Below are 20,015 nucleotides of genomic sequence, written 5' to 3'. Positions count from 1 at the left end.
TAGAAAATAATGATGCAAAGTGTTGATATCGCTATTGTTGGCGGTGGCATGGTTGGTTTGGCATTAGCCGCAGCCCTAAAAGACAGTGACCTGAGAATTGCTGTGATCGAAGGTAAAGCGCCGAGCGAAGGTTTGAATGAACTGCCGGATGTTCGTGTGTCGGCATTGAGTCGCTCTAGTGAAGTGATATTACGTAACCTTGGAGCATGGCGTGGTATTGAGCAGCGACGTGCTGCACCATATCAAGCGATGGAAGTGTGGGAGCAAGACAGCTTCGCACGCATCGAGTTTGATTCCACTCGTCTAGCTCAACCAAATCTCGGTCATATTGTTGAGAATCGAGTGATTCAACTGGCGCTGTTGGACCAAGTTAAGAAGCAAGACAATGTTAGCCTTTATATGCCAGCCACATGCCAATCTTTGGCTATCGGTGAGAGTGAAGCGTGGCTGACTTTGGATAATGGTCAGGCGCTGACGGCAAAATTGGTTGTTGGTGCTGATGGTGCAAACTCATGGGTTCGTAGACAGCAAGATATTCCACTGACGCACTGGGATTATGGACACAGCGCGATAGTTGCGAATATCCGCACTGAAACTGCGCATGATAGTGTTGCTCGTCAGATCTTCACACCACAAGGCCCGTTAGCATTCTTGCCGATGCAATCGCCAAATATGAGCTCAATCGTATGGTCAACCGAGCCGAATCGTGCCGAGAAATTGGTATCGATGTCTGAGCAAGAGTTCAACAAGCACCTAACAACAGAGTTTGATGCCAAGCTTGGCTTATGTAGCGTAGTCGGTGAGCGTTTTGCTTTCCCACTTCGTATGCGCTACGCGCGTGATTTTGCCGTAGAGCGCGTGGCTTTGGTGGGGGATGCGGCTCATACCATTCACCCATTAGCAGGCCAGGGCGTGAACCTTGGTTTACTTGATGCTGCAAGCCTAGCTCAAGAGTTGATCAAGTTGTGGCAAGCCGGTGAAGACATCGGTACGAAGCGTAACTTACGCAGCTACGAACGCTGGCGTAAGGCCGAGGCGGCGAAGATGATTGCTTCTATGCAGGGCTTTAAGGACCTGTTTGAAGGGGATAATCCTGCTAAGAAGTTGATTCGTGGTTTAGGGATGAAGCTCGCGGGTCAGTTGCCGGGTGCGAAAGATGAAATCATGAAACGCGCGCTAGGTTTAACTGGTAATCTACCAGAGCTTGCTAAGCGACCAGTAAGCACTAACTCATGATAGCCGCTTAGGGCTTTAGAAACGCGAAAGGGTTGGCACTGCCAACCCTTTTCTGTATTCAGTTGATAATTATGTGGATCAAGCGTAAGCACACCTAAGCTTCATAATTTCATTGTTTATCTCTTTTACGGTATCGAAATGGCGCTTCTCAGCCCTCTCTGGCAGAACCAGTTTACCGTTATCAAACTCAAATTTCCCAACGCCGTAAATGTAGATTCGTCCTTTAAAAAGTCGACTTACATGTTTAGCAATCATACCGGGTGTATAGCGCTTAAACAGTCTCATTTTTTCTTATCCTTATCTTTACCTAGCCTGCATATTATAGAAAATCTCCGGGGGAATAATTGTGATAAGCGTGGAGTAATATGCAGTAGAGTTGTCTCTTAGTAGATATTTGTGCTGCACTAAGCAGATTCAGTAGCAAATATCGTTTTTATCGTGAGCTTCTCCTCAAAAAACGTGGGTTCAGTGAACTGCCTGCTGACTTTCCTGTCTGGGCTTTAGGCGGCGCACATGTTGCAAAGTTAAGAATAGGCGTAAATTATTTATTTGTGTAATAAAAGTGTAAATTTTTTGCATAAAAAAAGCCCGTTCAAAAACGGGCGAATAGTCACAGATGCATTACACAAAAGTGGATGACTGACGTTACTCAGTGGATTCACTTTGACTGGCTAGTTATCGATTTGATTAAAAGCTAACCAGTCAATGTAGATTACCCTAGAATAGCCTCTGTGACTAGTTATGCTTTAATTTTGACTAAATATATTTTCTGGTCGGTCTGGTAAATATGATAAAAGTCCCAGTTATTATGAGAATGCTTGTATCAAACCTCATGGTTTTGAGAGCAAGATCGTTCTGTTATTGAGGCTATTTACAGATTTCAGCTTCAATAGGCGCACATAGATTCATAAGATCGTTGAGATCAAGGGCGATCCCAGCCATTCTCTCGCCAGAGCTGATTGTGACAATTTTATTCTGTTGCAGTGAATGATCGAAAATGATCGGCATATAACGTTTGAGTGCCAGTGGGCCAACACAACCCACTTTAAACCCAGTGACGGATTCAACATCTTGTAATGATACACAGGTCATTCGACGGCAATTCAGTACGGATCGTACTTTTTTCGGGTCAATCGCTCTATCACCCGGAGCACATGCCAACGCGTACTGGTTGCCCATATCTCGAAGCAGAATGCATTTGACCATCTGAGAAGGCTCAATACCCCGAGCCTGTGCCGTCTCTTCAATCGAAGTGGTTTCTTTATCTTGCAACAGCAGGCGGTACTCCACCTGCTGTTGATCCAACCAATCTGTAATAACCGTTTTCAAAGGAAATTACTCTTCTTCCAAGCTATAAGGTAGAGGTTGGATAGTCCATTTGTGATCTGGTTGCTCTGTAAGGCGTAATTCAACGTCATCGTCCAAGTTATTCGGCAGTACAATCAGACCAACAGCGGTGTTGTCAGAGAATTGGTAGACATTCAGAAGGCGACCAGCACCACGCCAGTTCTCGCCAACGCTGCGCTCGAGTTCAATTGCGGAATCCAATGCGAGTGGCTGCTCTGTTGTACCAGATACAATGCGCATTTCACGTTTATTCATGCCACGATACTTCGCGCGAGCAACAGTCTCTTGGCCAGTGTAACAACCCTTGCTAAAGCTGATGCCGCCAATCGCTTGTAGGTTCAGTGCTTGTGGGATGTGTTCATTCTGCTCTGCTGCAGACAGCTTTGGTTGAGCATCCATGATCTCAAAGTATTGCCACAGCGTTTCGGAAACTTTTTCAACTGAGCTACCCTCAACTAATGCTTGTGCTGCAGCAGGAGTAACAAGCAGCGCCCAACGAGAATCAGCCACTTTAACGGCACTTCCGCCTTCGATAGCACGTACATTGCCACGATCTTCAGAAAGAGTATCGACGAAGCTGTCGGCTTGTGAACCCATGATGCCAAGCACCACATCTTCAGTTTGCTCGATAGTGACCTTAGAGAATACCGCGTACTTCTTGATTTCTTGTAGCTCAACTTCAATCGCAGACTGAGGTTGTAGTAAGGCATAACCATCATTGTGGTGGAATAGGCGGAAAATGCTCCACACTTTACCCTTAGCGTCACAGTGTGCGCCTAGTGTTGACTCATCACCTGGTAGCTGGACTACATCACACGTTACTTGGCCTTGTAGGTAAGACTTTTTATCGTCGCCTACCATAGTAATCGCCCCCCAGTCAGAGATGTGCGTCATCATCACTTCTGGAAGTGTGTCATTGTACGTGTGATTAAGTGGTTGAAACGCGTTTTTCCAATCCATTTTGCCTTTCCTGAGAAATTTGATTTGTGTCTATGTTAATCCGGTTCGTTTTTTTTGTCAGCTTAGGTTTTTTTGTGAGCTGAGATAGGGACTGAGACGACTAAGGTAGTTGCAGCGCTTATGAGTTGTTACACTCGAAGAGAGAAAAACAATAGGTGAGGATAACCAATGTACACTGCAGAGCAGAAAGCACGAATTAAATGGGGCTGCCGTCGCGGTATGTTAGAGCTTGATGTAGTCATCATGCCCTTTTTTGAGGAATGTTTTGATTCATTGCAAGAGCAGGAGCAACGTGATTTTGTGTCGCTACTAGAGTGTGATGATCCCGATCTGTTTACATGGGTGATGGGTCACGGTCGTAGTGAAAACCTAGGTCACGCATCAATGGTCGACAAAATTGTTGCACACAACCTCAGCAAGGTTCGTTAAGCTCAACCTTAGCCCTTCGTATAACGCATTATTCGCAAAAGGCGCCACTCTGTGGTGCCTTTTGTTTTTGGTCATCACGTCAAATATCCCTCTTGTCGCCACTCTGTATATCTTGGTGCTTCTCTATTTTCTGATACGTGATAATCAAGTTGGTTGGCCAATCGCTGTGGGAGCTTTAGAGATGAGAGCTAATCAAGAAATAGTGGTCAATGGAGAGATACGCGTTCTTCAATCGAGCGATACTATTTTTCGCCCTCTCTTTGTGATGTTGAAGTTCAGTGAAGGTGAGCCTGTCATCGTATGGCGCGACAGTTGCCGTGAAGCGGATTATCGTTATTTGCTGGTTTGGCTCAAAAACAAAAAGGGAGCACCATGCTCCCTTTAAGTCGTTATGTTTTTGCGCCTTAATCTTTGTTCGGCGTCAGAATCGTCGGACCGCTGTCTTCAGCAAGCTCTGGGTAATCGAGCGTATAGTGTAAGCCGCGACTCTCTTTACGTTGCATCGCACAACGCACCATTAGTTCTGCGACTTGTAGAAGGTTACGCAGCTCAAGTAGGTTGTTCGATACCTTGAAGTGGCTGTAGTACTCATGAGTTTCCTGTTGCAGCATCTGAATACGACGCATAGCACGCTCAAGACGTTTATCAGTACGAACGATGCCCATGTAATCCCACATGAAGAGGCGCAGTTCATGCCAGTTGTGCTGGATAATAACTTCTTCATCACTGTTGGTTACTTGGCTTTCATCCCATGCTGGTAGCGCCGCACACAGCTGAGACTGTTCGATGTTCTCGACGATGTGTTTCGCTGCGGACCAAGCATAAACCACACACTCTAGCAGTGAGTTCGACGCCATGCGGTTTGCACCGTGAAGACCGGTGTAGCTCACTTCGCCAATCGCGTAGAGATTTTGCAGATCAGTCTGACCATCTTTATTGACCATTACGCCGCCACAAGTGTAGTGCGCAGCAGGAACAATTGGGATTGGTTCTTTAGTCATGTCGATACCCAAGTCCATCAAGCGTGTATGAATCATTGGGAAATGCGCGGTAATAAACTCTTCTGGCTTATGGCTGATATCTACGTACATGCAGTCGGCACCAAGACGCTTCATCTCAAAGTCGATCGCGCGAGCTACTACGTCACGAGGCGCCAACTCACCACGCTCGTCGAAGTCTTTCATAAAGCGGGTGCCGTCAGGGCGGCGCAGATACGCACCTTCACCACGAAGTGCTTCGGTTAACAAGAAGTTACGCGCTTCTGGGTGGAATAGGCAAGTTGGGTGGAATTGGTTGAACTCAAGGTTTGCAACACGACAACCTGCACGCCAAGCGATTGCAATACCATCACCAGAAGAGACATCTGGGTTGGAGGTGTACTGGTAAACTTTCGAGGCGCCACCAGTAGCAAGTACGACGAATTTCGCACGAACGGTTTCTACTTGCTCTTGGTTACGGTTCCAAATATAAGCACCGATAACTTTATCCTTTGAGCCACCGATTTTGTCTTCGGTGATCAAGTCGAGGGCATTATGACGCTCGAAAATTTCGATGTTTGGGTGGTTATTAACGTTGTCCTGCAGTGAGGTCTGCATTGCCATACCGGTTGCATCTGCTGCATGTAGGATACGTCTGTGACTGTGGCCGCCTTCACGAGTCAGGTGGTATTTAGGCTGGCCTTCGGTGCTGTTTTCATCTTTATCGAAAGGCACACCGCCATCGATTAGCCACTGCACACACTCTTTAGCGTTCTCAGCAATGAATTGAACGGTGTCTTCTTCACATAACCCAGCGCCAGCAATCTGCGTATCTTCAACGTGCGACTCAATGCTGTCCGATTCGTCAAATACGGCCGCGATACCACCTTGTGCGTAGTACGTCGATCCTTCGCTACGTGGTCCTTTGCTTAATACGATGACTTTTGCATGTTCAGCGACGCGTAAGGCTAATGACAAGCCAGCAGCACCACTCCCCACCACTAATACATCACACTGATGTTCACGGTTTGCGTTCATAAAACTTTTTAAATCCCGGGCTTATAGTCGAGTTGTCCACTCTAAATTGACTTTGTCTTGTTTCAGGAGGGCTTTAACGACTGTTATACTCAGTCTCAATGAGTCCTTAAAGACAATGCAGAATCAAGATATAGACAGCTATCTAGAAATATTTAATTGCTCAATACCATTGCTTTTGCTTAAGTTTCCCCAAATTGATAGGGGTAGCTATTTTTATTACATCACATTGTGAAACAATAATGGCAAATAATTTTAAGAAAGTTGGAACTTTCCTTATTTGACCTAGTCACAATAGTGCTCATGTAGACAGTGGTGTCAATACTACATTTCGCATAATTAGTACCCATATCTGAGAAGGTAAGGGTGATAACAATAGGAGTACCCGCTCGAATGAACGAGCAGCTAACCGATCAAGTGTTGATTGAGCGAGTTCAGAGTGGAGATAAGCAAGCATTTAATCTGTTAGTGGTTAAGTATCAAAACAAAGTTTGCAATCTTATCTCTCGCTACGTGAATAATTCCGGTGATGTGGCTGATGTGGCACAGGAAGCATTTATAAAGGCTTACCGCGCGATACCAAACTTTAGAGGCGAGAGTGCCTTCTACACATGGTTGTACCGAATTGCCGTGAACACAGCAAAAAATCACATAGTTGCACAGAGCCGTAGGCCTCCTGCAACCGATGTAGATGCAGATGATGCAGAATATTTTGAAACTGGCAGCGCATTGAAAGAAATTTCGAACCCTGAGAACTTAACGCTGTCGAAAGAATTGAAAGAAGTGGTTTTCGGTGCGATTGAAGCGCTACCGGAAGACTTGAAAACTGCCATGACCTTACGTGAACTTGAAGGTTTGAGTTACGAAGAGATTGCAGAAGTAATGGATTGCCCCGTAGGAACCGTACGTTCGCGTATTTTCCGTGCTCGTGAAGCGGTGGAAAAGAAGATTAAACCTCTTTTACAGCGCTAAAACTTGTAATAATTATGGTGAAAATAATGGCTGATAAAGAAAAGCTTTCGGCACTCATGGATGGTGAAACGATCGATAAAGCTCTGATTGCAGAGTTGGAGTCCGATCAAGAAAGCAAGGATACCTGGCAGAGTTACCATTTAATCGGTGACGTTATGCGAGGCGATGCGCCAGAAACGCTAGAGTGGAACATTGCGGACAGTGTCGCTGCGGCGCTTGAGAACGAGCCTGCACACAACAAACTCGACAATGTACATTCACTGCGCCCAGAGCAGTCACAAACTGTTGCTCCAGAAGTGCAAGAAGAACAACCTAAACCTCAACAAGCCAAACGCCAAATGCCAGCTTGGCTGCAGCAGTTTGGTCAAGTCGCAGTGGCGGCTTGTGTATCGTTGGCGGTTATTTTGGGTGTTCAACAGTATGGTGGTAGCGATCCAGCCGCACCTGAAGCAGAACAACTGCCTGTACTACAAACGATCCCGTTTGCCGGTTCTGTGGAACCTGTAAGCTTTACTCGTGAATCTGTTGAGAAGCCTGCAACAGACGCTAATTTGCAAGAGCAGCGCAAACGCGTACATGCTATGTTGCAAGACTACGAGTTACAATTGAGATTAAACAACGATGCGTCAACGGATAGTGAGTCGCGTCTAGAATCGGATATTGAATGAAGAAATTCCTGGTCAGTGCACTGACACTGTTCAGCTTGATCTCTCCAAGCGCCTTTGCAGAAGAACCGTCTGCAAAGGCCTTATTGCATCAAATGAACGAGGCCAGTCAGCATTTAAATTACGAACTTTCCTACATATTGATCAAAAAGAGCAGTATTGAACCGCTCTTGTATCGTCATGCTGTCAGTGATGAGCAACAACTCGCTCACCTTGTCTATTTAAGTGGCCCTGTACGTGAAGTTATTCGACGCGGCAATGAAGTGAGCTACATCGAACCGGGTACTGAACCCTTTACGATTGAGTCTGGCAACATGGTGGCGCCTGTCATTCCGATGTTGAACAACGACATTGATATCCTAAACGAGTATTACGACTTCGTGAAGGTAGGGCGTGCGCGTGAAGCTGGTACCACGACGCAAGTATTGCGTGTAGTGCCAAAAGACGGTCTGCGATACTCCTACGTGTTGTGGGTCGATGAGAATACCAACCTTCCGCTACGAGCAGACTTGCTTGACCGTGATGGTGAAATTCTTGAGCAATACCGAACGATTTCTTACGTGGTCAATGACAAGATTGCAGAAGCGATGGCTGGGCTGAACAATGCTCAGTTACCAAAAGTTCTCTCACTGCCTGATGGTGTGGTTGGAGAAAGCGATTGGCGCGTTTCTTGGATTCCAGACGGCTTTGAAGCGAAAGAGCTAAACCGCTACCCGATGGCAACGACCAATAAGATGGTTGAAAGCCAAATGTTCAGCGATGGGCTATTTAGCTTCTCGGTTTATATCGCAGACAAAGATGAACACTCGCTAAAAGGGCAACTTGTGCGTCAAGGTCGCCGCACCTTGCATAGCCTTGTGAGCGGTGACAATGAGATCTCTGTAGTCGGTGATATTCCGCCAGCAACTGCTCAACGTATCGCACAATCGGTGCAGTTTGCTTCCAACCAAGGTTCAAGCCAATGATGACCGCATTGGCTACAGTGAGCGCCGTTGAGAAACAAGGCGCTCACTATCACGTTCAATTAAGCTGTGAGCAACAGACCAGTTGCAGCAGCTGTTCTTCTCAAAAGAGTTGCGGTACAGGTATCGTGACCAAGGCTGTTGGCAACAAGTCCCTTTTCTGGCAACTCACGACTAAGAACCTTGTGAAAGCCGGGCAAATCGTCGAAATAGGCTTTCCTGAAAGAAGCTTATTGCAGTCTGCCGCTTTGGTTTACCTAGTTCCGCTGTTTATGATGATGTTAGGTGCCGCCTTTGGTCAGCTACTCTTAGTGCCTTTACTTGGAGTAGGAGAGGGCGCAGTTATTCTGTCTGCTGCTATATTTACAGCTGGTGGTATTGCCCTTGCGAAACGTTTGGCCAAACCAATGGAAGATAAATCGAAGCAACAAGTCGTGTTGATTCGAATCCTTGGTGAGCCGCTTGTCTAATTTATGATGCGTATTGCGGTTAAATTGGGTAGAATCTGCCAACTTGATTGAAATGCCGCCACCGCAGCCTATGAATTGCGGTCGATGCGCGGCTTTCTTACCGTCCTAATTTAAAGAGTTTGTCACACCAAATTATGAAGCACATTCGTAACTTTTCGATTATCGCCCACATCGACCATGGTAAGTCGACCCTATCTGACCGTCTAATCCAAGTTTGTGGAGGATTAAGCGATCGTGAAATGGCTGCACAAGTCCTTGATTCGATGGATCTGGAGCGTGAACGTGGCATCACTATCAAATCTCAAAGTGTGACTCTTAACTACACTGCTAAAGATGGTGAAACTTATCAATTAAACTTCATCGATACTCCTGGACACGTTGACTTCGCCTACGAAGTATCACGTTCTCTAGCGGCTTGTGAAGGTGCGCTACTGGTTGTCGATGCAGGTCAGGGTGTAGAAGCTCAGACACTAGCAAACTGTTACACAGCGATCGAAATGGATCTGGAAGTTGTGCCAATCCTAAACAAGATTGACCTTCCTGCTGCAGATCCAGAGCGTGTATCTGAAGAGATCGAAGAGATCGTGGGTATCGACGCGATGGAAGCGACCCGCTGTTCTGCGAAAACAGGTATCGGTGTTGACGATGTACTAGAAAACATTGTTTCAGCAATTCCTGCTCCAGAGGGCGATCCTGACGCGCCGCTGCAAGCGCTTATCATTGACTCTTGGTTCGATAACTACCTTGGCGTTGTGTCGCTAGTGCGTATCAAGAACGGTTCTCTGAGAAAGAACGACAAGATCAAAGTAATGAGCACTGGTCAAGTTTGGGGTGTAGACCGTCTAGGTATCTTCACACCAAAACAGGTGGATACTGAAGTTCTTCAAACTGGCGAAGTAGGCTGGGTTGTTTGTGGTATTAAAGACATCCTTGGTGCACCAGTAGGTGATACGCTAACACTGGCTAAAAACGGCTGTGAAAAAGCGCTACCAGGCTTTAAGAAAGTAAAACCACAGGTATACGCAGGTCTGTTCCCAGTATCGTCTGATGACTATGAAAACTTCCGTGATGCACTAGGCAAACTAAGCCTGAACGATGCGTCACTATTCTACGAGCCAGAGAACTCTGCAGCTCTAGGTTTCGGTTTCCGTTGTGGCTTCCTTGGTATGCTGCACATGGAGATCATCCAAGAGCGTCTAGAGCGTGAATACGACCTAGACCTGATCACAACTGCGCCAACGGTAGTTTACGAAGTTGAGAAAACAGACGGCACACTACTTTACGTAGATAGCCCAGCGAAGCTTCCTGCTATCAACGATATCGATGAGATTCGTGAGCCGATTGCTCGTTGTAATATCCTAGTTCCAGCTGACTACCTAGGTAACGTAATCACCCTGTGTGTTGAGAAACGTGGTGTTCAGGTTGATATGATTTATCACGGTAACCAAGTAGCGGTTGTTTACGACATCCCAATGGCTGAAGTGGTACTGGATTTCTTCGACCGTCTGAAGTCAACATCTCGTGGCTACGCGTCACTGGATTACAACTTCCAACGCTTTGAAGCATCTAGCATGGTTCGTGTAGACGTTCTTCTAAACGGCGATACTGTTGATGCACTAGCTATGATCACGCACAAAGACCAGTCTCAGACTCGTGGTCGTCAGCTAGTAGAGAAGATGAAAGAGTTCATCCCTCGTCAGATGTTTGATATCGCAATTCAAGCGGCTATCGGTAACCACATCATCGCTCGTTCTACGGTTAAGCAACTGCGTAAGAACGTTATCGCGAAATGTTACGGTGGTGACGTGAGTCGTAAGAAGAAGCTTCTGAAGAAACAGAAAGAAGGTAAGAAGCGTATGAAGCAGATCGGTAACGTAGAACTGCCTCAAGAAGCGTTCTTAGCAATTCTTCACGTTGGCAAAGACTAAGCTTATCCAGCGTTAAACGAATAATTGAAAGTGAAAGGGTAGCTCGCTATTCTTTCACTTTCGTTATTTTTAAAGAAATGAAATTTAAGGGATATAAATGGCTAATACATTTTCGCTTATTTTAGTGATCGTCACCTTAGTGACTGGTGTTGTATGGGCGTTAGAAAAGTTTGTTTGGGCTAAGAAGCGCCAACTGAAACTGGCTAGCGTTGCAGCTCAAACTAACGGTTTAGATGCTGAAACCAGTGCAAAAGTGACGGCTCAGCCTTGGTGGGTTGAAAATAGCGTATCCATTTTCCCAGTAATTGCATTTGTTCTGGTGCTGCGTTCATTTATCTATGAACCGTTCCAAATCCCATCAGGCTCAATGATGCCAACCCTACTTGTAGGTGACTTTATCCTAGTTGAGAAATACGCTTACGGTCTGAAAGATCCAGTATGGCGCACTCAACTGGTAGAGACTGGTAAACCTGAGCGTGGTGATTCAATCGTATTCAAATACCCGCCACAGCCAAACATTGACTACATTAAACGTGTCGTTGGCCTACCGGGGGATATGATTCGTTACAACAGTAACAAAGAGCTATGTATTCAAACCAAAGGCACACAAGGCTGTAAACCTGTGAAGCTGAGTAACGTTGAAGAGAGCCAATTTATTCAAGATGGTGTGCCTCTGATCCAGCTTAATGAGAAGTTAGGTGAAGTCGAGCACCAAGTTTTAGTTAACCCGCTGCGTCGTGACCGTGTGCAATCGTACCAACCTCGTCCTGGTGTTAATGAATGGGTCGTTCCAGAAGGGCAGTACTTTGTCATGGGTGATAACCGTGACAACAGTGCAGACAGCCGTTACTGGGGCTTTGTCCCTGAAGAAAACCTAGTAGGTAAAGCGGTTGCGATTTGGATCAGTTTTGAATTCGAGCGCGGCTCAGACAGTGTTTTACCTTCTTGGATCCCAACTGGTGTGCGTTTCAACCGCATCGGTGGCATTAATTAATCGATCACTAAATACATCGAGAGAGCATGAATTCTCCAATTGATAAACTAGAGAGAAAGATCGGCTATCAATTCAAAGATACCGATCTCATTCACCTGGCGCTGACTCACCGCAGCGCTGCAGGCAAGCACAACGAACGTCTTGAGTTTCTGGGCGATTCAATTTTAAGTTTTGTCATCGCTGATGATCTCTACCACCGTTTCCCGAAAGTAAACGAGGGTGATATGAGCCGTATGCGTGCTACTTTGGTACGCGGACATACATTGGCTGAACTAGGTCGTGAATTCGCCCTAGGAGATTACTTAAAATTAGGTCCAGGTGAGTTAAAGAGTGGCGGGTTCCGTCGTGACTCTATTCTGGCTGATGCTGTCGAAGCGATCATCGGCGCTATCTACCTAGATAGCGACACTGAAACGATTCGCGGCATTATCTTAAGCTGGTACAAAACTCGCCTAGAAGCGATTCAGCCTGGTGTTTCTCAAAAAGACCCGAAAACGCGTCTGCAAGAGTTCCTGCAAGGTCGAAGAAATCCGCTACCTGTCTACACAGTGACTAATATTAAAGGTGAAGCACACAACCAAGAGTTTACGGTTGAGTGTAAAGTGGCAGGTGTGGATAAACCTGTTATCGGTAAAGGCACTAGCCGCCGCAAGGCAGAACAAGCGGCTGCTGAAACAGCATTAGAGCAACTAAGCAATGTCTGATAACAACCAAGAATTCGATATCGATGCATTCTTTGCGTCTGATAATAAAGAACCTAGCCTACCGGAAAACCAGCACTGTGGTTTCATCGCTATCGTCGGTCGTCCGAACGTAGGTAAGTCGACTCTTCTGAATCATATTCTGGGTCAAAAGATTTCGATCACATCGCGTAAACCTCAAACGACTCGTCACCGTATTATGGGGGTAGAGACGGAAGGGGATTACCAAGCGATTTACGTTGATACTCCAGGACTTCACATCGAAGAAAAGCGTGCTATCAACCGTCTGATGAACCGTGCAGCAAACAGCTCGTTGAGCGATGTTAACTTGGTACTTTTCCTCGTTGACGGTACGCACTGGACTGATGACGATGAGATGGTACTAACCAAGCTGAAGAAAGCGAACTTCCCTGTTGTGTTGTGTGTGAACAAAGTCGATAACGTTCAAGATCGTAACGACGTGATGCTGCATATGATGGAAGTGTCTAAGAAGATGGACTTCATCGACGTTGTGCCAATTTCGGCAAAACACGGTAAGAACACAGATGTGCTGCGCAAGCATGTTCGTGAGCACCTACCGAAAGCGACACACCACTTCCCTGAAGAGTACGTGACAGACCGTTCTCAACGCTTCATGGCGTCAGAGATCATCCGTGAAAAGCTAATGCGTTTTACGGGCGATGAACTGCCTTACTCAGTAACGGTTGAGATCGAGCGCTTTGACTACAATCCAGATAACGATGGCTTCCACATTAACGCACTTATCTTAGTCGAGCGCAGTGGTCAGAAGAAGATGGTCATTGGTAAAGGCGGCGAGAAGATCAAGACAATTGGTCGTGAAGCTCGTCTGGATATGGAAGAGCTATTCGGTCGTAAAGTATTCCTAGAAACTTGGGTTAAAGTGAAGTCTGGTTGGGCTGACGATGAGCGTGCACTGCGTTCATTGGGCTACATCGACGACTTATAACCCGCAAGAGGCGCAAGCGCTTCGCTCCGGGTCAAAACCATTATAAAAGGAGCCAACTAGGCTCCTTTTTTCTATTTAGAAGGTGATATGTCTCCAGAAGGGTTACAGCGCTGCTTTGTACTACATCGCAGACCGTACAGTGAATCTAGCCTGATCTTAGATGTGTTCAGTGAAGAGTTCGGACGAATGACACTGATGTCTAAAGGGGCACGCAGTAAGCGTTCCAACCTCAAGGGAGCGCTGCAGCCGTTTACCCCACTGCTGCTGAAATGGTCTGGCAATGGCTCAATGAAAACACTGCGCCAAGCGGAACCGATCAGCCTTGGGTTGCCATTAACTGGGATTAACCTCTATTCCGCTATGTATGTGAATGAATTAATCGGGCGAGTTTTAATGGCAGAAGTGCCGATGCCCGCACTTTTTCATGATTATCTTAATGCTTTAACAGAACTGGCGCATAATGAGAACCCAGAGCCTGCATTGCGACGCTTTGAACTCGCTCTATTATCGGCAATGGGTTACGGCGTTGATTTTCTACACTGTGCCGGTACCGGAGAACCTATTGATCCGACAATGACTTATCGCTATCGCGAGCAGAAGGGGTTTATCGCCTCGGTGCGTCGTGACAACCTGACCTTCATGGGCGATGAACTGATAGCGATCAGTGAACGTAGATTTATAACGAAAGAGCAGTTAAAAGCGGCAAAACGCTTTACACGCATAGCCTTAAAGCCGTATCTTGGCGGCAAACCATTAAAAAGTAGAGAGCTGTTTATGCCACAAATAGGTCTCTCTAGAGCACGGAGTATTGGAAAATGAGCTCAATCCTTTTAGGCATTAATATCGACCACGTTGCAACCCTACGTAATGCGCGTGGCACTCAATACCCAGATCCAGTTCATGCTGCAGAGATTGCTGAGCGTGCAGGTGCAGACGGTATTACTATTCACCTACGTGAAGACCGTCGTCATATCCTTGACCGTGATGTTCGTATTCTGGCTGAAACTATTCAGACGCGCATGAACCTAGAAATGGCCGTCACTGATGAGATGGTTCAGATTGCACTAGATACTAAGCCTGAGTTTGTTTGCCTTGTTCCTGAAAAGCGTGAAGAGCTAACAACTGAAGGTGGCTTGGATGTCGTTGGTCAACTTGAGAAAGTAAAAGCAGCGACGCAAAAGCTAACTGAAGCGGGCATTAAAGTGTCGCTATTCATTGATGCAGACCGCGAGCAAATTGATGCTGCGAAAGCATGTGGAGCGCCATTCATCGAGCTGCACACAGGTCACTACGCAGAAGCGAAGACTGAAGAAGATCAACAAGATGAGCTGAAGAAAATCGCAGCGGGCGCAAGCTACGCAGACGACCTAGGCATCACTGTGAATGCAGGTCATGGTCTGACTTACCACAACGTAGCGCCAATCGCTGCTCTGCCTGAGATCTACGAGTTGAACATCGGTCACTCAGTGATTGGTCGTGCCGTATTTGATGGTCTAGCGAAAGCGGTATCAGATATGAAAGCGGTAATGGAAAACGCGCGTAACAACGCTTAATTGATAATAATTGAAAGGTTAAAGAGTCATGGCAGTGGTTGGCCTTGGTACAGACATCGCAGAGATTGAGCGAGTTGAAAAGGCATTAGCACGCAGTGGCGCAGCCTTTGCGGAACGTATCTTAAGTGAGGTGGAGCTTGAACAGTTTCACTCTTTGAAGCAGAAAGGGCGCTTTTTAGCTAAGCGCTTTGCCGCTAAAGAGGCCGCTTCAAAGGCATTAGGTACGGGTATCGCAATGGGTGTGACCTTTCATGATTTTCAGGTCGCGAACGATGAGCATGGTAAGCCAGTTCTTACCTTGCACAATAAAGCGAAAGAGTTAGCCGCAAGTATTGGTGTTAACTCTATCCACATCACCATTTCAGATGAGCGCCACTACGCGGTAGCAACGGTGTTGTTCGAGTCTTAAGATCGCGCTAAGCCTTGAAAATTACATAATAAAAAGCAGAGCCATTGGCTCTGCTTTTTTGGTTTTAGCTACTTAATATTTTGTGAGAGTCGAGTGCTAACTCGGCTGAATTGGTGTTAGGTAGTGAATAGCAGTGGCCTGCACCTTATCTAGCTCATCCTGAAGTTCGAACAGCTCTGGTTCGATATCTTCTATCTGAGTGCCCGAGCGCAGCTCTTTCTCTATGGTGGCACACACAGCTTTGAGTCTTGGTACGCCGCTGTATGAGCTGCTACCGTGCATCTTGTGAATGATGTGTATCAGTTCATCAACTGGGTAATCAGGCTCTTCAATGGCTTTCTCTGCTGCGTCATACACTTCTGGGATAAAGTCGACCAACATCTGCAGCATGTCGCGTGCAAGGTCCTCTTTATTCGCTGCCTGTTTAAGCGCTGCTTGCCAATCAATGATGATGTTTTTGTGTTGGCTACTTTCGCTTTCGATAGCGTGGCTCTCAACCTCTACGCCAACGGCAGGGTGCTCAGGGTCGATCTTTTCCACATTCTCCACTTCGGATTCTGGGCTCCAGTGGATCAGAACTTGTTGCAATACATGTTCTTCAATTGGCTTGGTCAGGTAATCATCCATACCTGCAGCAAGTAAGCGGTCGCGCTCGCCACTCATGGCGTGGGCTGTTACCGCAATCACAGGTGTGTTGGCGTTGTTTTCTAGCTCTTTAATGTGCTTACACGCGGTCACACCATCCATTTGTGGCATTTGGATATCCATGAAGATGATATCGAATGTCTGCTCTGTCGCTCGGTCAATCGCTTGTTGACCATTGGTGCAGCTGACGACCGTCTCCACACGTTCTTGCAGTAGTGCGGTAATCAGTTTTAAGTTGGCTGGGTTGTCATCGACGGCCATAACCGTCAGTGGCAACTTCTCGTCACTGTGCGTCTCAATGACTGGCGCGTTGAGCAGTGGTGCTTGGTTAGAAACCAGAGTTTGCAGCAGCTTCTTACGAGACAACGGTTTGGTAATGCACTGTACATCGACATTTTTCATCAGCTGCTCACCCAATGCCAATTCTGTACTTGGGGTGCCAATGATAACGTTTTGCGAGATCTCCCTAGCGCGGTTTGCCCATTGCTGAACCACTTCTAATTCATAGTCTTGGTTCGCTGCAAGGTTGAGGAGAACGTAATCGTAGCTGGTTGACTCCTCTGGCATCACCGAACGGTAGGTCACCACCAACCCTTCTTGAGTTAGGACTTGTTGAGTGATTGATGCCGCTTGCATATTTGGCTCGATCAATAACAGCTGCTTCTCTTGCAGACACTGCGTCTCGATAAGTTCCGTCATCGGCATATCAGTTGTTGATAGCCTTAGCGTGAACCAGAATGTTGAACCTTGGTGCAGACGACTGGTTAGACTGATCTCGCCGCCCATCTGACTCACCAGTTTTTGGGTGATAACTAGACCTAAGCCAGTACCGCCATAGCGACGTGAGATACTCGCATCTGCTTGGCTGAAGGCTTGGAACAGTTGTGCTTGCTGACGCTCAGAGATACCGATACCCGTATCGCGCACCATGAACTGTAGCTCGATGTTATCTTCAGATTGAGAACGTAGCTCAACGCTGATATCGATGTTACCGCGCTCGGTAAACTTGATCGAGTTACCTACTAGGTTAGTCAGAATTTGTTGGATACGTAGCGGGTCACCGACAAGACCAGCAGGTACTTTCGGGTCAACTTTCAGAGTAAGCTCAAGCCCTTTCTCGTGAGCATTGGTAGCTTGTAGGTTTACTACTTCTTCAAGGCTTGCTTGGAACTCGAACGGGATATTCTCAAGTGCCAATTTACCCGCTTCGAGTTTCGAGAAGTCGAGGATGTCGTTAATGATGCTCAGTAGGTTGTTAGCTGAACGCTCAATGGTTTGTAGGTAATCGGTCTGGCTGGTGGACAAGTGTGTTTTCAGCATCTGACGAGTAAAGCCAATCACACCGTTGAGCGGAGTCCTTAATTCGTGAGACATATTTGCCAAGAATTCTGATTTCACGCGCGCCGCTTCTTGAGCGCGTTTTTTCGCGATATCGAGTTCAACGTTCTGAATCTCTAACTGCTCAAGTGTTTCACGTAAATCGGATGTCGCTTGGTCGATGCTGTGCTGCATTTCAACGTGGTACTCCGACAGAGATACTGCCATCGCGTTGATGCCATTCTTTAGCGAGTCTAACTCACCGTGCATTTTACCTTCGATACGCACATCTAGGTGACCACGACGAATTCGGTCAACCATATTCTTCATGTGTGTGATCGGTTGAGTTACGTCGTGCATGAGACGGAACGCAAATACCCCTGATAAGCCAAGACCTAAAATAAGCACAAGGAACGCTGAGAAGATCTCTTGGTACTGCTGTAAACGCAGTGAAGAAAGGTCTAGCTCGATAGCGATATAACCGACCGCCTGATTCGCTTGAGATTGCCCGTTAGCAGAGTTCATGAACTGACCTTCGGCAATAATTGGCGTTCTTAAAATCAACGTATTGTCGAGCAACTTCGACGAACTTAGATGCGGGATAGGCTTATCTTTTGGATAGGTCAGGCTTTCAAAGTCCGGGTGGAAGTTGGACGTAACAAACAGCTCATGACGCTCATCAAACACCGCGATACTGCGCACCAACTTCGAATTCTTGCGGTGGGCATAACTGATTAACTGACGAACCGACTCTCGACTCTCTAATTGCATGCCAGACTCACTTGCAATCGCAAGAGGCTCTATAATGCTGGTACCTGTGTTGACAACTTGTCCTTCGAGGTCTTGATAGCGGTTAAATGAGAAGAATGCACTCAATAACAACCCTATAATCAGGGTCGGAGCTAGAGTTAGGGTAATTACACGGGCTCTCAAGCCATATCTGGTCATGTTCTTTAATTACATCGAGGTCTGGATATGGGAAAATAACGCACACAATGGTGGCTAAGTGAACGGTAAGCTTAATCAAAGCCGCCACGTTCGACAATGATTCCAAGGCATAATAGTGAGTCCTGGATACAAATAAATGATTAAAAGATAGTTTAGGCACAAGCAATGGCACGTTTTTTTCAACCAAAAAAGAAAACTCAATTCGAGACCAAGCATCAATCGGTTTTGGTTGAACGAATGGATCACAATGGCGCAGGTATCGCATATCAGAAAAACAAACCTGTGTTTATTGATGGCGCGCTGCCAGGCGAGCAAGTCGTGATTCAACTAACGGAAAGCAAAAGTAAGTTTGCTCGTGCGAAACTGATCAAACTCTTAAAGCCAAGTGAACAGCGACTGAAGCCTTTCTGTAAGCACTTTAATCAGTGTGGCGGTTGTCATTTACAACATATGGATTACGCATCGCAAGTGGAGCATAAGGGACAATCGCTTAGCCACTTGATGAATCAGTACCAAACGCCAACTACCGAAATAGCTGAGCCAATTACTGGCCCGCAGGTGGGGTATCGTCGTCGTGCGCGCGTCAGCCTGTTTATGGATAGAAAGAATCAACAGCTGCAATTTGGCTTTCGTAAAAAACAGAGCAAACACATCGAGAATGTGACGGATTGTGCAGTGCTAGAGCCAAGCTTGAATGCACTGCTACCAAAGCTGAAAGCGCTACTCGATACTTTTAGCCAACCAATGAACCTTGGGCATGTAGAACTGGTTCTGTCTGACAAGGGCCCCGTGATTGTGCTGCGTCATCTTAAACCGCTAGCGGACAAAGACCAGCAAGCGCTTATCGATTTAGCGACAGAGCAGGGTGCAATCTTGTATTCAATGCCAGAAACGGATCAGCTGATTCGTTTAGTGGGTGAGGCGCCGACATACAGTGAAACAGGCGTTACGCTGCCGTTTGAGCCGAATCACTTTATTCAAGTGAATCAACAAGTGAACCAGAAGATGGTGGCACAAGCGATTGAATGGTTGAACCCACAAGCTGATGAGCGTGTTCTCGATCTATTTTGTGGCTTGGGTAACTTCAGTTTGCCTATCGCAAAACAATCGGCGCTGGTGGTTGGTGTCGAAGGTGTCGATGAAATGGTAAAACAAGCCACGAGTAATGCCGAAATCAATCAGCTTGGCAACGCGACTTTTTACCAAGCGAACCTAGAGGAAGAACTCTCTTCTCAGCCGTGGGCGAAAGAGAAATTCGATAAGGTGTTGCTTGATCCAGCACGTGCCGGAGCAAGTGGGATCGTCGACCAAATTTCAGCGCTAGGGGCTAAGAGCGTGGTTTATGTTTCATGTAATCCTGCTACTCTAGCTAGAGACACGGCAAGCTTGCAAAATCAAGGTTATCAAATGGTCAAAATGGGTATGTTAGACATGTTTCCACATACCAGTCATTTGGAATCTATGGCACTATTTGTCAAAGAGAATTCATAAAACGAAAAG

The 20,015-nt window shown here is 46.5% G+C and carries 20 protein-coding genes; 15 read left to right on the top strand and 5 right to left on the bottom strand.

The genetic code is table 11. The annotated features are described in order from the left end of the window. Window positions 1-9: 9 nt before the first annotated feature. Complete coding sequence (locus tag OCV50_RS12175; RefSeq protein WP_239841250.1) at window positions 10-1,236, top strand: FAD-dependent 2-octaprenylphenol hydroxylase; 1,227 nt, start codon at window positions 10-12, stop codon at window positions 1,234-1,236. 78 nt (window positions 1,237-1,314) lie between these two features. Here OCV50_RS12175 and OCV50_RS12170 read toward each other — a convergent pair whose 3' ends face one another. The 3 genes from OCV50_RS12170 to ygfZ all read right to left on the bottom strand — a co-directional run bounded on the left by OCV50_RS12170 (window position 1,315) and on the right by ygfZ (window position 3,543). Continuing rightward, window positions 1,315-1,521, bottom strand: a complete 207-nt coding sequence (locus tag OCV50_RS12170; protein ID WP_032549819.1) for a DUF1107 domain-containing protein — start codon at window positions 1,519-1,521, stop codon at window positions 1,315-1,317. A 582-nt stretch (window positions 1,522-2,103) separates the two neighbouring features. Continuing rightward, complete coding sequence (locus OCV50_RS12165) at window positions 2,104-2,565, bottom strand: YbaK/EbsC family protein (RefSeq protein ID WP_239841249.1); 462 nt, start codon at window positions 2,563-2,565, stop codon at window positions 2,104-2,106. A gap of 6 nt (window positions 2,566-2,571) precedes the next feature. Next, the gene (ygfZ, locus tag OCV50_RS12160) at window positions 2,572-3,543 is read right to left on the bottom strand and encodes a tRNA-modifying protein YgfZ (protein ID WP_261903163.1); all 972 of its coding nucleotides are present in this window, start codon (window positions 3,541-3,543) and stop codon (window positions 2,572-2,574) included. A 168-nt stretch (window positions 3,544-3,711) separates the two neighbouring features. On the opposite strand from ygfZ, the gene OCV50_RS12155 reads away from it, so the two are divergent. Together OCV50_RS12155 and OCV50_RS23295 are read left to right on the top strand one after the other, a co-directional pair. Next, complete coding sequence (locus OCV50_RS12155) at window positions 3,712-3,972, top strand: FAD assembly factor SdhE (protein WP_032549815.1); 261 nt, start codon at window positions 3,712-3,714, stop codon at window positions 3,970-3,972. After that, on the top strand, window positions 3,941-4,357 hold the full coding sequence (locus OCV50_RS23295) for a protein YgfX (RefSeq protein WP_315974609.1): 417 nt from the start codon (window positions 3,941-3,943) through the stop codon (window positions 4,355-4,357). Before OCV50_RS12155 ends, OCV50_RS23295 begins: the two co-directional genes overlap by 32 nt. Before the next feature lie 19 nt (window positions 4,358-4,376). Here OCV50_RS23295 and nadB read toward each other — a convergent pair whose 3' ends face one another. After that, complete coding sequence (gene nadB / locus OCV50_RS12145) at window positions 4,377-5,987, bottom strand: L-aspartate oxidase (protein WP_239841247.1); 1,611 nt, start codon at window positions 5,985-5,987, stop codon at window positions 4,377-4,379. Between the two features lie 390 nt (window positions 5,988-6,377). On the opposite strand from nadB, the gene rpoE reads away from it, so the two are divergent. From rpoE to acpS, 11 genes are all read left to right on the top strand, one after another. Further along, window positions 6,378-6,956 carry an RNA polymerase sigma factor RpoE gene (gene rpoE / locus OCV50_RS12140; RefSeq protein WP_032549813.1) on the top strand — a complete coding sequence of 193 codons (579 nt, stop codon included), beginning with the start codon at window positions 6,378-6,380 and terminating at the stop codon, window positions 6,954-6,956. A 26-nt stretch (window positions 6,957-6,982) separates the two neighbouring features. Further along, window positions 6,983-7,624: an RseA family anti-sigma factor gene (locus tag OCV50_RS12135; RefSeq protein ID WP_239841246.1), complete on the top strand. Its 642-nt coding sequence runs from the start codon at window positions 6,983-6,985 to the stop codon at window positions 7,622-7,624. Continuing rightward, window positions 7,621-8,586 (top strand): sigma-E factor regulatory protein RseB, encoded by a 966-nt coding sequence (gene rseB / locus OCV50_RS12130; RefSeq protein WP_261903161.1) that lies wholly within the window; start codon window positions 7,621-7,623, stop codon window positions 8,584-8,586. The genes OCV50_RS12135 and rseB overlap by 4 nt, the downstream gene beginning before the upstream one ends. Then, on the top strand, window positions 8,583-9,053 hold the full coding sequence (locus OCV50_RS12125) for a SoxR reducing system RseC family protein (RefSeq protein ID WP_239841244.1): 471 nt from the start codon (window positions 8,583-8,585) through the stop codon (window positions 9,051-9,053). Before rseB ends, OCV50_RS12125 begins: the two co-directional genes overlap by 4 nt. Before the next feature lie 134 nt (window positions 9,054-9,187). Next, window positions 9,188-10,981 carry a translation elongation factor 4 gene (lepA, locus tag OCV50_RS12120; protein ID WP_239841243.1) on the top strand — a complete coding sequence of 598 codons (1,794 nt, stop codon included), beginning with the start codon at window positions 9,188-9,190 and terminating at the stop codon, window positions 10,979-10,981. 97 nt (window positions 10,982-11,078) lie between these two features. Next, the gene (lepB, locus tag OCV50_RS12115; protein ID WP_261903160.1) at window positions 11,079-11,975 is read left to right on the top strand and encodes a signal peptidase I; all 897 of its coding nucleotides are present in this window, start codon (window positions 11,079-11,081) and stop codon (window positions 11,973-11,975) included. A gap of 26 nt (window positions 11,976-12,001) precedes the next feature. Then, complete coding sequence (rnc, locus tag OCV50_RS12110; RefSeq protein WP_032549805.1) at window positions 12,002-12,679, top strand: ribonuclease III; 678 nt, start codon at window positions 12,002-12,004, stop codon at window positions 12,677-12,679. After that, on the top strand, window positions 12,672-13,643 hold the full coding sequence (era, locus tag OCV50_RS12105) for a GTPase Era (RefSeq protein ID WP_239841241.1): 972 nt from the start codon (window positions 12,672-12,674) through the stop codon (window positions 13,641-13,643). The genes rnc and era overlap by 8 nt, the downstream gene beginning before the upstream one ends. 87 nt (window positions 13,644-13,730) lie before the next feature. Then, the gene (recO, locus tag OCV50_RS12100) at window positions 13,731-14,462 is read left to right on the top strand and encodes a DNA repair protein RecO (protein ID WP_261903159.1); all 732 of its coding nucleotides are present in this window, start codon (window positions 13,731-13,733) and stop codon (window positions 14,460-14,462) included. After that, window positions 14,459-15,196, top strand: a complete 738-nt coding sequence (pdxJ, locus tag OCV50_RS12095) for a pyridoxine 5'-phosphate synthase (protein ID WP_239841240.1) — start codon at window positions 14,459-14,461, stop codon at window positions 15,194-15,196. Before recO ends, pdxJ begins: the two co-directional genes overlap by 4 nt. 28 nt (window positions 15,197-15,224) lie before the next feature. Next, complete coding sequence (gene acpS / locus OCV50_RS12090; RefSeq protein ID WP_032549800.1) at window positions 15,225-15,605, top strand: holo-ACP synthase; 381 nt, start codon at window positions 15,225-15,227, stop codon at window positions 15,603-15,605. A 96-nt stretch (window positions 15,606-15,701) separates the two neighbouring features. On the opposite strand, the gene barA is transcribed toward acpS, so the two are convergent. After that, window positions 15,702-18,515, bottom strand: coding sequence for a two-component sensor histidine kinase BarA (barA, locus tag OCV50_RS12085; RefSeq protein WP_261903158.1), 2,814 nt, complete (start codon window positions 18,513-18,515; stop codon window positions 15,702-15,704). Window positions 18,516-18,680: 165 nt separating this feature from the next. Here barA and rlmD point away from each other — a divergent pair, with 165 nt between their 5' ends. Continuing rightward, window positions 18,681-20,006 (top strand): 23S rRNA (uracil(1939)-C(5))-methyltransferase RlmD, encoded by a 1,326-nt coding sequence (rlmD, locus tag OCV50_RS12080; RefSeq protein ID WP_239841238.1) that lies wholly within the window; start codon window positions 18,681-18,683, stop codon window positions 20,004-20,006. Window positions 20,007-20,015 lie beyond the last annotated feature (9 nt).

It is taken from the genome of Vibrio fortis, from assembly GCF_024347475.1.
Lineage (GTDB): Bacteria > Pseudomonadota > Gammaproteobacteria > Enterobacterales > Vibrionaceae > Vibrio > Vibrio fortis.
Note: the sequence above shows the minus strand (reverse complement) of the source record. Positions and strands in the feature narration are given on the sequence as shown.